This window comes from Sulfurospirillum deleyianum DSM 6946 (genome assembly GCF_000024885.1).
GTDB lineage: Bacteria > Campylobacterota > Campylobacteria > Campylobacterales > Sulfurospirillaceae > Sulfurospirillum > Sulfurospirillum deleyianum.
In genome coordinates, this window is the sequence record NC_013512.1 from 659396 (window position 1) to 671865 (window position 12470).

Annotated in this window: 16 protein-coding genes; 9 read left to right on the plus strand and 7 right to left on the minus strand. The window is 39.4% G+C overall.

The features are described from left to right. Position 1 precedes the first annotated feature (1 nt). From hisB to mrdA, 8 genes are read left to right on the plus strand one after another with little or no spacing between them, the layout of a single operon-like run. On the plus strand, positions 2 to 574 hold the full coding sequence (hisB, locus tag SDEL_RS03405; RefSeq protein ID WP_012856465.1) for an imidazoleglycerol-phosphate dehydratase HisB: 573 nt from the start codon (positions 2 to 4) through the stop codon (positions 572 to 574). Continuing rightward, on the plus strand, positions 571 to 1068 hold the full coding sequence (locus SDEL_RS03410; RefSeq protein WP_012856466.1) for a KdsC family phosphatase: 498 nt from the start codon (positions 571 to 573) through the stop codon (positions 1066 to 1068). The genes hisB and SDEL_RS03410 overlap by 4 nt, the downstream gene beginning before the upstream one ends. After that, a complete protein-coding gene (locus tag SDEL_RS03415; protein WP_012856467.1) occupies positions 1059 to 1592 on the plus strand; it encodes an LptA/OstA family protein in 534 nt (177 codons plus the stop codon). Before SDEL_RS03410 ends, SDEL_RS03415 begins: the two co-directional genes overlap by 10 nt. Continuing rightward, complete coding sequence (gene lptA, locus SDEL_RS03420; RefSeq protein ID WP_012856468.1) at positions 1593 to 2057, plus strand: lipopolysaccharide transport periplasmic protein LptA; 465 nt, start codon at positions 1593 to 1595, stop codon at positions 2055 to 2057. After that, positions 2054 to 2656, plus strand: a complete 603-nt coding sequence (gene yihA / locus SDEL_RS03425) for a ribosome biogenesis GTP-binding protein YihA/YsxC (RefSeq protein ID WP_012856469.1) — start codon at positions 2054 to 2056, stop codon at positions 2654 to 2656. The genes lptA and yihA overlap by 4 nt, the downstream gene beginning before the upstream one ends. Then, positions 2653 to 3111: an N-acetyltransferase gene (locus SDEL_RS03430; RefSeq protein ID WP_012856470.1), complete on the plus strand. Its 459-nt coding sequence runs from the start codon at positions 2653 to 2655 to the stop codon at positions 3109 to 3111. The genes yihA and SDEL_RS03430 overlap by 4 nt, the downstream gene beginning before the upstream one ends. Continuing rightward, a complete protein-coding gene (locus SDEL_RS03435) occupies positions 3078 to 3551 on the plus strand; it encodes a hypothetical protein (protein ID WP_012856471.1) in 474 nt (157 codons plus the stop codon). The genes SDEL_RS03430 and SDEL_RS03435 overlap by 34 nt, the downstream gene beginning before the upstream one ends. Then, positions 3548 to 5371 (plus strand): penicillin-binding protein 2, encoded by a 1824-nt coding sequence (gene mrdA, locus SDEL_RS03440; protein ID WP_012856472.1) that lies wholly within the window; start codon positions 3548 to 3550, stop codon positions 5369 to 5371. Before SDEL_RS03435 ends, mrdA begins: the two co-directional genes overlap by 4 nt. A gap of 7 nt (positions 5372 to 5378) precedes the next feature. On the opposite strand, the gene ybeY is transcribed toward mrdA, so the two are convergent. Genes ybeY through mobB form a run of 6 tightly spaced genes read right to left on the minus strand, consistent with a single transcriptional unit; the run spans position 5379 to position 10320 of the window. Continuing rightward, positions 5379 to 5801, minus strand: a complete 423-nt coding sequence (gene ybeY / locus SDEL_RS03445; protein ID WP_012856473.1) for an rRNA maturation RNase YbeY — start codon at positions 5799 to 5801, stop codon at positions 5379 to 5381. Positions 5802 to 5811: 10 nt separating this feature from the next. Then, on the minus strand, positions 5812 to 6825 hold the full coding sequence (locus SDEL_RS03450; protein ID WP_012856474.1) for a hypothetical protein: 1014 nt from the start codon (positions 6823 to 6825) through the stop codon (positions 5812 to 5814). Further along, the gene (metG, locus tag SDEL_RS03455) at positions 6822 to 8750 is read right to left on the minus strand and encodes a methionine--tRNA ligase (RefSeq protein ID WP_012856475.1); all 1929 of its coding nucleotides are present in this window, start codon (positions 8748 to 8750) and stop codon (positions 6822 to 6824) included. The genes SDEL_RS03450 and metG overlap by 4 nt, the downstream gene beginning before the upstream one ends. A gap of 44 nt (positions 8751 to 8794) precedes the next feature. Further along, complete coding sequence (locus SDEL_RS03460; RefSeq protein WP_012856476.1) at positions 8795 to 8992, minus strand: hypothetical protein; 198 nt, start codon at positions 8990 to 8992, stop codon at positions 8795 to 8797. After that, positions 8985 to 9821: a class 1 fructose-bisphosphatase gene (locus SDEL_RS03465; protein ID WP_012856477.1), complete on the minus strand. Its 837-nt coding sequence runs from the start codon at positions 9819 to 9821 to the stop codon at positions 8985 to 8987. Before SDEL_RS03465 ends, SDEL_RS03460 begins: the two co-directional genes overlap by 8 nt. A 1-nt stretch (position 9822) precedes the next feature. Continuing rightward, complete coding sequence (gene mobB / locus SDEL_RS03470) at positions 9823 to 10320, minus strand: molybdopterin-guanine dinucleotide biosynthesis protein B (protein WP_012856478.1); 498 nt, start codon at positions 10318 to 10320, stop codon at positions 9823 to 9825. 111 nt (positions 10321 to 10431) lie between these two features. On the opposite strand from mobB, the gene SDEL_RS03475 reads away from it, so the two are divergent. Beyond that, positions 10432 to 10911, plus strand: a complete 480-nt coding sequence (locus SDEL_RS03475) for a hypothetical protein (protein ID WP_012856479.1) — start codon at positions 10432 to 10434, stop codon at positions 10909 to 10911. Here SDEL_RS03475 and SDEL_RS03480 read toward each other — a convergent pair. Continuing rightward, positions 10853 to 12451: a lytic transglycosylase domain-containing protein gene (locus tag SDEL_RS03480; protein ID WP_223295837.1), complete on the minus strand. Its 1599-nt coding sequence runs from the start codon at positions 12449 to 12451 to the stop codon at positions 10853 to 10855. The genes SDEL_RS03475 and SDEL_RS03480 overlap by 59 nt on opposite strands. Positions 12452 to 12470 lie beyond the last annotated feature (19 nt).

Sequence of the window (12470 nt, forward strand, 5' to 3'; positions counted from 1 at the left end):
GATGCAAACATTACACAGAATAACAAAAGAGACGAAGATTGACCTTGAATTAGAGATTTATGGAACAGGGAAGAGTAAGATTCAAACAGGTATAGGTTTTTTTGATCATATGTTAGAAGCGTTGAGTAAGCACTCTTTAATCGATTTAAATCTTACATGTAAAGGAGATATCCATGTTGATTTTCACCACAGTGTGGAAGACGTGGGTATCGTTTTAGGTCAGGCTTTACGTGCGGCGATTTATCCAATCAAAGAGGTAGAACGCTATGGCAATGCTGTGGTCGTGATGGATGAAGCTGCTGTTGAGTGTGCTTTGGATTTGAGCAATCGCCCTTATCTGTTTTATGATGTTGCTATGGAGGGAAAAGTAGGGGAGTTTGATGTGGAACTTTCTGAAGAGTTTTTTCGAGCCTTAATGCACAATGCGGGTATTAGTGCGCATATTGTGGCGTGTCGAGGCAAAAATAAACACCATTTACTCGAAGCAAGTTTTAAAGCGTTTGCGGTTGCGCTAAGACGCAGTTTAGTTAAAAATGAGCGCATGGGCATTCCGAGTACGAAAGGTGTTTTGTGATTGAATTATTGGTATTTGATGTAGATGGCTGTTTAACCGATGGGGGCATTACCTATGGAAATAGCGATACAGAAGAGTTTAAGACCTTTCATGTTAAAGATGGTTTTGGCATTGTCTCGTGGATGAAATTGGGACGTAAAAGCGCTATTATTACAGGACGACATTCTCGTGTGGTTGAACGCCGTGCCAAAGAGCTTGGCATTAGCTATCTGTTTCAAGATGTTAAAGATAAAAAAGCCGTGTTGCAGCATATTCTAGAGCAAGAGGGTCTTGGTTTTGAGAATGTTGCGGCGATTGGTGATGATTTAAATGATTTAGCCCTTTTAGAAGCCGTTGGACTCTCTTTTGCACCCGTAGATGCGGTAAGCATTGTGCAAGAGTGTGTGGATGTTGTGTTAAGTCGTGCAGGCGGAAAGGCTGTTGTGCGTGAAATGATTGATTATGTTGTTGAAAAAGAAAATTTAAGTGAGGCATTTGTAAACCTTTGGCACTAAGAGTCTTAATTTACTCAACCCTTCTTTTTTTAGGGATGACATTTTTTTTAATTTTAAAAGAGCCTTATACCATTCATGTGATTGGCAAAGATGGTCAACTTATTCCTGAAACTGAGCTGTTTAATGCCCAAAATTATCAGCTTAAAGAGGGCAGTGTTGAGAGCATTGTTCAGGCTAAACGGGTGGCACGCTACGATGGATTTGATCAGTTACAGGGTATTCATGCGGGGCACAAAACCAAAGAGGGTTTGCGTGGTATTTTAGACTCCGATGAAGGGATTTTAAAAGAGGGTATTTTACATTTTAAAACAAATTCTCACTATTTTAGAGATGATGGCGTCTCTTTAGATGGGGAGGATATTTTTTACAATTTAAAGACAGAAATCTTAAGTAGCAATAAACCCTTTATCTTTACGCAAAAGCAGAGTAAAACATACGGCGATTCATTTGTTTATCAGATGAAAGAAGGCACAATAAACGCCACAAATATACACTCCTTTATCCAGCAAGTAGGAAAAAAATAGATGAAAAAAATAGTGCTTCTCTTATTAGGACTGACCAGTTTGCTTTTTGCCGGTCAAGTTGAGATTGTAGCTGACAAATTTTTTGCAGATGAAAAGAAAAAAATCAGTGTTTTTGAGGGAAATGTTAAAGTGACGAAAGAGAGCGATAAAATTACCGCTAAAAAAATTATCGTTGAATTTGATGATAAAAAACAACCCATTCGCTATATCGCCACAGGTGATGCTAAGGCCAATTTAATCATGAATCAAAAGAAGTATTATGGCGAGGCAGAAAAGATGACCTATGAGCCACAAAAAAGTCTTTATACCCTTGAAAAAAAAGCTTTTTTACATGAAATTGATACAGATAGAAAAGTGTATGGTGATTTTGTACGGGTTAATCAAGCCACAGGACATTATGAAGTCGATAGTAAAAACAGTGCACCTGTCAAATTTATCTTTAAAGTTGAGGATCAACAAAAGTGATTCGAGTCAAAGATGCCTCTTTTATCTCATCTGCTTCTTCTTTAGCCAATACAACGCCTGAGGGGTTAAGCGAGGTGGCATTTATTGGGCGTAGCAATGTGGGTAAAAGCTCCATTATTAATGCCTTAACCAATAAAAAGGGCTTGGCAAAAAGTTCTTCAACACCTGGGAAAACGCGTTTAATCAACTTTTTTAATGTGTTGTTGAGTGATGAAGAAAAAGATTTTACGCTTCAATTTGTTGATTTACCAGGGTTTGGTTATGCAAGGGTTTCACACAGCATGAAAGAGGAGTGGCAAAAGCACCTCACACAGTATATTGAACGACGTATCTCTATTAGGGTTTTTGTTCATTTAATTGATTCAAGACACCCATTCTTAGAGAGTGATAAAGAAGTTCATGCTTATTTAGAAGGCATTGTGAGACCTGATCAGCGTATTTTACGTATTTTTACAAAAGCAGATAAGTTAAAACAGAGTGATGTAAGTGTGATTAAAAAGAACTACCCTGATGCGATCTTGGTTTCAAGTAGCAGTAAAAAGGGGATTGATAGAGCCTTAAAGGCTATTTTTGAAACAGTTTTTGGAGTAGAATCATGATTGAATATACCAAAGCAAAACTCAGTGATATTCGTGAGATGCAAGAGGTTGTGAAGCCTGAAGTGGAAAAAGGTATTATCTTGTTTAGAAGTTCTGATGAGATGGCAACCAATATCCGTTCCTATATTCTTGCGAAGAGAGAGCAGGAAATTATTGGGTTTGGCGCACTCCATTTTCATGCGGATAATTTAGCAGAAATCCGTAGTCTAGTTGTCAAAGAGGCTTTTCGTGGTCAAGGTGTTGGCAAAGGGATTATTGGAAACCTTCTTGAAGAAGGTAGAGCAATGGGGCTAAAAGAAGTATTTACGTTGACCTATCAAAGAGCATTTTTTGAAGCTCTAGGTTTTCATGAAATTCCAAAAGAAAAACTACCTCCTCATAAAATATGGGCGGATTGTATTAAATGTAAACATTTTCCAGTATGCGACGAAATAGCACTGATCAAAACTATTTAAAACTTTTTTGGCTCTCTCTTTGGTTTATCATAGGACATGTGCTTTCTGCCTTGTACCCTTTGATACCTCCTTTTGTAGGCGTTGTTTTTACCTATTTAGTTTTAAATGCGCATCAGCATGAAAAAAATGCCTTACCTTTGGTTTTAGGTTTTTTATACCTTTGTTTGTACGATTTAAATAAAGGTTTTTTTCTTTTTTCATACCCATTACTTTTTATTGTGGTGTATTACTTTTTAGCGCATAAACTGCAAGCTACGTTTACATGTAATAATTGTATTTTGGCTGCGTACGTGGTGATGGCGTATTTGGGGCATTTTGGGGTGAATGTTTTTCTCGCCTATTTAAACAATGAAGATTTTCCCTATTTTTCACACTACTATTTTTATTATATTGCGATTGATTCCATTCTTTCCTTTATGTTTTTTAGGATTTCACGGTGAGAACCAAAATAGTTTTAGGTATGGTCTTTGCGGTATGTATTGCCCTGCTTGTGCGTGTTTATTATATTAGCATCAAATCCAATGCCTATTATGAAGAAATTGCGCAACAAAATGCTATTAAAGTGGATGAATTAGCGCCACTTCGAGGGGTTATTTTAGATCGCAAGCTCAATCCACTTTCTGTCAATCGTCTGGGGTTTTCGATTGGAATTACGCCTCGGATGAGTTTAAAATCCAAACAAGAGATGTTGGATGAAGAGATTTCCTTTCTTGCCTCTTTGATGCCAGAATATACCAAAGAGGGATTAACCAAAGCTTATTTAAAAGCGGATTCTTCTTATAACCATGATTTTGTGGATGTGATTGATTTTGTTCCCTACGATAAAATGATTCCTCATTTTGCCAAAATTGCGCAGAGGGAAAATCTTAAAATCAAAATCACCTCTAAACGACACTATCCGCATGCTTCTTTGGCTTCGCATGTGATTGGTTACGTGGGAAAATCCAATACGCAAGATGTTTTAGAAGATGAAACGGCGAAGTTGGTAGGATTTTCAGGTAAAACAGGGATTGAAAAGTATTATAACGCCATTTTACAAGGGGTAAAGGGCGAGAAAAAAACAAAAGTCACAGCGTTTAATCAGGCGATTGAAGAGGTGAGCAAAACTTTACCTCACAGTAATGATTTGGTCTTAAGCCTTGATTTGGAATTGCAACGTTATGTGGAAAGCTCTTTTGAAGAAGCCAGTGGTGCAGTGATTGTAATGAATGCCCAAAATGGTGAAATCCTTGCCGCTGCAAGTTTTCCTGAATATGACCTCAATACCTTTGTTGGAGGTATTTCTCAAGAGGAGTGGTCACGTTTAGCCAATGATTTAAAGCACCCTTTTACCAATAAGCTGGTCAATGGTCTCTATCCTCCAGGCTCTGTGATTAAAATGGGTGTGGGAATGGCGATTTTGAATACGGGGATTATTTCGCCTTCAACCTTGATTGAGAGTACCGGTGTGATGGAGCTTGGTGGACGGTTGTTTCGTGATTGGAAAAAAGAGGGACATGGTATGGTGAACTATGTTCGGGCAATTCAAAGAAGTTGTGATGATTATTTTTATAAAACAAGTTTAAAAGTGGGCATTGATAATATCGCTCCTTTTTTAAGTAAATTAGGATTTGGTCAAAAAACAGGCGTTGATTTACCTCGAGAATTTTTAGGCATTGTTCCAAGCCGTGAGTGGAAGAAGAAGCGTTTTGGCAAAGGATGGGCGCAGGGCGAGACGCTTATTAGCTCCATTGGGCAAGGTTATTTTCTTGTTACACCGATGCAAATTGCTAAGTACACGGCATTTTTAGCAACAGGAAAAGGAGTTACACCTCATTTTTTACATAAGGTCAACGATGTTGAAATTGACTTTCCTGTGGATTCAGCATTGGTGAGTGAAGAGGAAAAACGCTTTTTGAAAGTGACTCAAGAAGGCATGTATGAAGTGGCAAATGCGCCAGGTGGAACAGCAGTCAATCATCTTAAGCACACAGCTCCTTTTAAGATTGCGGCCAAAACAGGAACAGCGCAAGTGGTAGGCATTTCGCAAACGGATAAAAAACGTATGCGTGAAGAGGATATGGAGTATTTTCACCGCTCACACGCATGGCTTACCACCTATGCCCCACATGATAATCCTCAGTATGTCATTACCGTTTTAGTAGAGCACGGTGGGCACGGTGGTAGTGAGGGTGGACCTATCGCTGCTAAAATTTATGATAAACTCTACGAAATGGGCTATATCACCATTCCAGAAGAGAGCAAAGGGAAGAAAAAGTAGAAAATTTTTACGCTTCTTCCGTTCGCACAATGAGGCTTTTGGGGAGAGCGTACTGCTCAATCAAGGCTTTTTCCTTCTCTCTCATTTCCCCTTGATCGACTTCATGGTCATACCCTAGTAGATGTAGCATTCCATGGATAAACAACAAAGTGATTTCATCTTCATGTGAGTGCCCTAACGCCAGTGCTTTTTCTTTGGCGTATTCGTAATTAATCACAATCGAACCTAGTGGCGCATGGGGAAAATCATCGATGGGAAAACTAAGCACATCGGTAGTTTTATCAACGCCTCGATGCTCTAAATTAAGAGCATGCATATCAGCACTGTTGATAAATACAAGCTCCACTTCTTTTTGGGTATGTTCATTGACAATCGTTTCTAAGAGACTTACATGTAAAGGGGTATGGGATTCATTTTCGATGATTAACATCTTGTTCCTTTTAAAATAAAGTGGCTTGAATGGTGCTACTCTCTTTGGAAAAGAGCAGGTCAAAAGACTCTTTCGAGCTTACAATCAGCGCATAGGTAAACGATTTTGAGGCAAGTTCTCGAAGAAGCTCTTGGGGTGTTTTAAACCATAAACGCTCCCCATCAAAAGGAAAATTGTAATGCAAATGCTCAGGCAGACAGAGTAGGGCATGTTGCGATTTGAGGGATGAAAAAAGATGGGTACACAAACGGGGTAAAAGTTCAAACGTTGGTTCAAAAATAAGCACTTTATCACTCGTCCCAAACTCTTTTTTCACAAAGCTATGGGTGATATATTGCGGGTAAAAATGTTCACTAAAGCCTAAATGCTCTATCGTGTACGCAATATCGTGTGTATCGCAAAAGTGAAGCAGGGTGATGAGTTCTTCCACAAAAAGGGCAGGAATTTTTTGTTCTGCATAAAAGCGTTCGTTGTACGTAAAAGAGCTTAAAAATAACCCTTTTGGAATAATAAATGGTTTTACATGTAAGTTATTTTCAATACGTTCACACAAGGGCGCAATTTTATGAGCGAGGGGTTCATTGCTTAAAAAGAAGCGCTCCTCTTCTTTGGCGATTAAGATGCTTTTGGTGATAGAAACCACGTCTCCTTTAAGGCGTTTAAAGGGTTTAGGTGCGACTTGAATCATCTCCAAAAAAGCCTCTTGCACGGGAGAAAGAAGTAAGAATTCGAGTGATTTTTGGGTAATGGTGTAGCGGAGTAGTTTAATCAGCATCCCTTCAATGGAAGAGACCTCTATCCAAGCGCACTCTTCATCCTCATTCTCAAAAGGAAGAATGGTAACAATAGCATAAGCCCCTTTTTCAAGGGCTTGATGAATATTCTCTCTGGAAGCCTGAGTGTCGATGAAAAGATCACCATGACTTAGGCGCGTAATCTCAAGGCAGATACTTCCAAACGCATCAATAGGAGGCGTAGTGCTTAGCTTCCCATCAATGATGCGTACAAAGTTTTCTATTTTCATCCAATAGAAGCGCCATTTTTACGTGGATTCTCTGGACGAATCAAACAGAGTCCTTCTTTATCTTTAGCCGCCAATAACATTCCCTCAGAAAGGAGCCCTTTAATGGTCGCAGGTTTAAGGTTGGCGACGACACACACTTGCGTATTGACCAGCGCTTCAGGAGTGTAATATTCACGAATTCCTGCGACAATCTGACGAAGTATTCCTTCCCCTAAATCGACACTGAGTTTTAAAAGCCTGTCGCTTCCTTCTAAAATATTTGCTTCTACGATGGTTCCAATTTTAAGTGAGGTTTCAAAAAATTGCTCAATGGTAATGATAGATTCCACTTTAGGCTCTTTTTTACCAGTTTTTGTAGGGATGGCTTCTACCACAGGTGCACTTTGTTCCATTAAAGGCTCTTCAATGCGAGGAAAGAGTGGAGGTACTTTCTCAATGGTAAATTCCTCTAACAAGGTTTTGCGTACCACTAATTTGTCATAGCTTGCCGTATTAATTTCAAACCCAAGTGCTTTGGCAATGGTTGTGGTTGTTTTTGGCATGATAGGGTGTAAAAGAACACTGACACGGGCTAAAATATTGGACACCAACGCCACGAGCGCTAGGGCTTGTTCTACTTTGCCTTCTTTAATTTTCACCCATGGTTCATGCACGGTAATCGCTTGATTGGCAATACTTAGTACTTTCCAAAGCTCTTCAAGATAGCGGTTGGTTTGAAGCTCTAAAAGGTTATTCTCAACATTCTTTAAAATTTCCTCCACAGCATCCAATTCGCTCTCATGAAAGGTATTGACATCTTTGGAATTAACCACACCATTGCTGTATTTGCCACTCATGCCAATAATACGGTTTAAAAGATTGCCTAGCTCATTGCCAAGGTCTGAGTTAATACGATCCATCAAGGCTTTTTGGCTAAAATCACCATCTTGTCCAAAAGGAACTTCTCTAAGCATAAAGTAGCGAAAATTCTCTAATCCATAAGCATCAGCAACCTCTTTTGGATTGACCACATTCCCTTTGCTTTTACTCATCTTTTCGCCGTTTCTCGTCCACCAACCGTGTGCGGCAACATGTTTTGGAAGTGCTAAGCCAAGGCTCATTAAAAAGGCAGGCCAGTAGATGGCATGAAAGCGTAAAATATCTTTTCCCACCAAGTGCATGGTTGCAGGCCAAAATTCCATGTTTTTTTCATCCCCTCCATAGCCTAGTGCCGTGGTATAGTTTAAAAGAGCGTCTAACCAAACATACATCACATGTTTATCATCGTTCATGGAAGAAGGAAGTTTCACACCCCAATCAAAACTGGTTCGTGTAATGGAGAGGTCACGAAGCCCTTGTTTGACGAAGCTAATCACTTCGTTTTTTTTGCCTTTCGGAAGGACACATTTTTCATCGCTGTTGTACCATTTGATGAGGTCTTCTTGATATTTTGAGAGTTTAAAAAAGTAGCTCTCCTCTTTGACCAAACGGGTCAGTTTTCCACAATCAGGGCATTTGTCCTCATCGACCAGTTGTGTATCGGTAAAGAAGGTTTCGCAACTCACACAGTAGTGCCCCTCATACTCACCCTTATAGATGTCACCTTTGTCAAACATCACTTGAAATGCTTTTTGCACCCCTGCTTTATGTTCAGCATCGGTGGTACGAATAAATTTATCGTAGCTAATCTCAAACTCGTCCCAAAGGGCACGAAATTTTCCACTGATTTCATCCGCATAGGCTTGAGGTGTTTTGCCTCGTGATTTTGCCGCTTCTTCGATTTTTTGACCGTGTTCATCGGTTCCTGTTAAAAAGAAGGTTTCATACCCTTTAAGACGGTAATAACGAGCCATCGTATCGGCGATAATGGTGGTGTAAGCGTGTCCAATATGAGGGACATCGTTGACATAATAAATCGGGGTCGTAATATAAGCTTTTTGGGACATTGTTTTTCCTAATTCATGTTGATTAACTCTATTCATTGATGGTGTTAAAACTCAAATCCGCCACCTTCGCCTTTTGCCATACTTTCATAGACGGCTTTGACGTAGGCTTTGCGGGTTTCACACTCAAACATTTTTTCACACTCACTGCATGTCGTTACTTTTCTTTCATCTTGACATGCTTGAAGGAGTCTTTTTTTTTCTTGCAAATTTTGCTCAAAAACATCACTCACACTACTATGCATAGCACTGCTTAACACGTTCTATTTCCACTTTGGAGCCAAAAAAGCAAGGTGTGGTATCGTGAGGATGCGAAGGGCTTAGCTCTAAAATTCTTTGCTTACCATCAATCGCTTCTCCACCGGCTTTTTCATAAACAAACGCAAAAGGGAAGACCTCAAAAATCATTCTAAGCTTTCCTTTGGGTACATCTGAGGTAGCAGGATAAGAGAAAAGTCCGCCGCCTTTTAAAAGAATCTGATGTAAATCAGGCACCATGCCTCCAGAGTAACGTAAACGATACCCATCAGCAAAAATCGCATCAATAAGGGCTTTATGTTTAGGTTCCCAGCATTGTTGGGTTGAACCAGGTGCATTGAGTTTGCCTTTTTCTTTAAGCTCTATCGTTTTAATGAAGACAAATTCACCATTTTTGTTCATACGGTACATCTTCACATCTTTTTCTGCAATCACCAGCTCCACACGAGGACCATAAACGACATACACGGCGGCTTTGAGGTTAGCACCTGCATAACCACCCTCGTAAATTCCAAAAATAGACCCCACACTAAGATTGACATCAATCAGGCTTGAACCATCTAAGGGATCATATCCCACATCGTAGATTCCGTTTACATGTAAAGATGTTTTTTCCTCTTTTTCTTCGCTGATAATCTCTTTAATAGAGGCGACTTTAGCAAACTCTTCTTCAATAATCTGGTCGCTTTTAATATCCAATTTAAGTTGGGTATCGCCTGTGGCATTGATGTTTTCAGAATAGCCCGTATCATCAAATTCAATCGCTTCTTTAATCCGTTTAGCAGAGCGCTTTATGGCTTCGTAAATTTCAGTCATATTATTTCACTTTCTTAGCGTTTTTTTCTATCCAAGCCACAACGTGCTCAGGGTTATTTAAATCTAAAATCGCAATATGCGAAGGAATCGCATAATCACTCAAACAAACACTTCCATCCACAGCAATAGCATCGGAACACTCAAAATAACTCTCATCGAGCTTATTGCGAAAAATGGCGATACGAGGTAAAGGAAGATTTTTAAGCCCTTCAACCAGTAAAAAGTCAAAGTCGCCTAAAAGCTCAATAATCGCATCCAAATCTTTTTGGCGTTTTGAAAAAAGAGTCGTTCGTGTCGGAGAAGTGACGACAACCTCTGCGCCTGTTTGTGCAAATTTCCAGCTATCTTTTCCTTCAACATCAAATTGAGCTTTATCGCTGGGGTCATTTTTAACAATAGCCAACACATTTTTTTCTTTCAGAAGTGTTGCCACTTTGAGAATCAGTGTTGTTTTTCCACTATCGGAAGGGCCTGTGAAAGCAACGGCTAGGGATTTCATTTTTTCCTGCTTTTTATGTTATTATCATAGTAATGTAAAAAATTATAGCAAAAAAAGATTTAGCTTTTGATGAGTTAGTGGGATTAAAAGCGAGAAAAATGGGGAGTTGGTATGCGGTATTTGATAGTGGTTTTTTTAGCATTTTTAATGAGTGGATGTGCGTCAAAGTTGGCGCATGATGAGGGAGAAAAAGTGCTAGATTATGGCATGACCAACAGTAAAAAAGTGGAGATTAAACACTCTGAAAAATCACGAACATTTGTGATTATTACCTATCTCAATCCTTTAAATCATCCCTTAGTCACCAACGAGAGCGAGAAATTTATTGTAGGAACCTATCTTGCCACAGGTGAGGGCAACACTGCTGCTTCGACAACCCTCTCTCATTTTTCAGTCAATGGCAAAGAAGAGGGCGTTCGTGTGACTCCTTTAGATAAGAATGACCCTTTATTAAAATTGGTTTCATCCTCAAACGCTTGGACAGAGTATCTCTTAGTCCAAGCGCCTTATAGCGAGACGATTAATATGCAGCTTAGTTTCGAAAGCGATCACTCGCAGAGGGTATCAGTAGTTTTTCAAAAAGATTTTTAATAGAGACGTCATCGCCTAAAAGATGACGATAAACGACATAGTTGGCGAGTACTTTTTTGCCGTATTCACGGCTCTCTTCATTAATCATCGTCTCCATACTCCAAAATGGCTCATACATCCCCGCTGAAAAAGCACCTGCTTGAAGGTGCCGTTTGGTAAACCCAATTCCCCCATTATAAGCATAAGCGACAAAGAGAGGACTGATGAGGTTTCGCTCTAAAAAATTAAGATGAATATTCCCAAAAAGATAAGCCACTTTTGGATTAAACATAGCGGCGATATTAAAATCTTCGAGTTTCTCTTTTTTAGCGATATCCCGTGCGACAAAAGGCATAAACTGCATCATGCCTAGTGCATACGAGGTGGAAACCACGGAGGGTAAAAAACGACTCTCTTGACGAGCAATCGCTAACATAAGCGCTTGTCTGTGTGTAGAATAATCTGCAATTTCCTCAGGGTAAGGAATGGGATAGTAATGTTTGCTATAACGTGTCGCACGCTCCATAAGATAGCTATAGTGTGGTAGCGTATTGGCGTATTTAAAGCTTTGTGCGAAGATTTCGGTCTCTTGCGCACTCATATGATAGACACGTTGCATAATCTCTATCCACGCAAAAGGATCACTCACTTCAAAATAGGGATGGGTTCCTTCTAGGTGTGGAGAGACGACATTGTGTAAAGGTAGCGATAGTGTTTCAAGTGCAAACAGTGAGTAGATGTTAATGTCACTGCTTTGGGAAAGTTTTTGCAGATACGAAGCATTATTGCTAATAAGGTATTGCCAAAAGAGGGCTCTGTCTTTCTCTTCTTGTTTCTTTGCACGTTCAATGGATTGTTCAAAAAAGGCAATCGCTTTGTTGTTTTCATGGTATTTAAGCGCATTGAGTCCTAAGTAAAAGAGTGACTTTGCGTTTACATGTAAAGAGGGCGTGACATATAAGAGTGATTTTTGCACCATATCTAACTTATCATTTTGAACGGTAGAATAAACCATGGCATTAAATTTAGGCGAGAGAGACAGGGAGTCTAGGAAAGCTTTTGGAAGTATATTTTGGTTGAAATGAGCCAATTTATACGCCGAAATACTCCCTGTATAAAGGGTTAAAAAAGTTTGAGCATCACTTTTTAGAGCACTTTCATAGACATTGTCACTCTCCATAATCGGGAACAGTTTAAGCAGAGGAGTATTCGGGCTTAATCGTGATTTAATGTTTGCAAGTTGGCTTTTGGGTAAAGAGGTGAGTTTTGCGCTGTTAATACCAATATTTAAACACGCATCGTCCTCTTTCATTAAACGGGTAATATCCAAATCCATACAGTAAGAGATTTTTTGAAACTCAGGATTTTCCATTTTTTTAGCAAAGAGATGAAAAAAACGAAGATTCATGGTATGCACCATCCCAAAAAGCATCGTGGCTTCTTTAGGTGTTACCCGATCACTTTGAAGATATTCGTAGATATAAAAATCTTTGGCTAAGGATTGCGGTTTGTCTTGAAAAAAAGCAAAATCGACATTTTGACTAGCAAACAATGGATGCAAGAAAAGGAGGCAAAACAGC

What these genes read in the sequence shown, in the direction of transcription:
- hisB (WP_012856465.1), top strand. Translation starts at nt 2, where the DNA reads ATGCAAACATTACACAGAATAACAAAAGAGACGAAGATTGACCTTGAA.
- lptA (WP_012856468.1), top strand. Translation starts at nt 1,593, where the DNA reads ATGAAAAAAATAGTGCTTCTCTTATTAGGACTGACCAGTTTGCTTTTT.
- SDEL_RS03430 (WP_012856470.1), top strand. Translation starts at nt 2,653, where the DNA reads ATGATTGAATATACCAAAGCAAAACTCAGTGATATTCGTGAGATGCAA.
- SDEL_RS03435 (WP_012856471.1), top strand. Translation starts at nt 3,078, where the DNA reads ATGCGACGAAATAGCACTGATCAAAACTATTTAAAACTTTTTTGGCTC.
- ybeY (WP_012856473.1), bottom strand. Translation starts at nt 5,801, where the DNA reads ATGTTAATCATCGAAAATGAATCCCATACCCCTTTACATGTAAGTCTC.
- SDEL_RS03450 (WP_012856474.1), bottom strand. Translation starts at nt 6,825, where the DNA reads ATGAAAATAGAAAACTTTGTACGCATCATTGATGGGAAGCTAAGCACT.
- metG (WP_012856475.1), bottom strand. Translation starts at nt 8,750, where the DNA reads ATGTCCCAAAAAGCTTATATTACGACCCCGATTTATTATGTCAACGAT.
- SDEL_RS03460 (WP_012856476.1), bottom strand. Translation starts at nt 8,992, where the DNA reads ATGCATAGTAGTGTGAGTGATGTTTTTGAGCAAAATTTGCAAGAAAAA.
- SDEL_RS03465 (WP_012856477.1), bottom strand. Translation starts at nt 9,821, where the DNA reads ATGACTGAAATTTACGAAGCCATAAAGCGCTCTGCTAAACGGATTAAA.
- mobB (WP_012856478.1), bottom strand. Translation starts at nt 10,320, where the DNA reads ATGAAATCCCTAGCCGTTGCTTTCACAGGCCCTTCCGATAGTGGAAAA.
- SDEL_RS03475 (WP_012856479.1), top strand. Translation starts at nt 10,432, where the DNA reads ATGCGGTATTTGATAGTGGTTTTTTTAGCATTTTTAATGAGTGGATGT.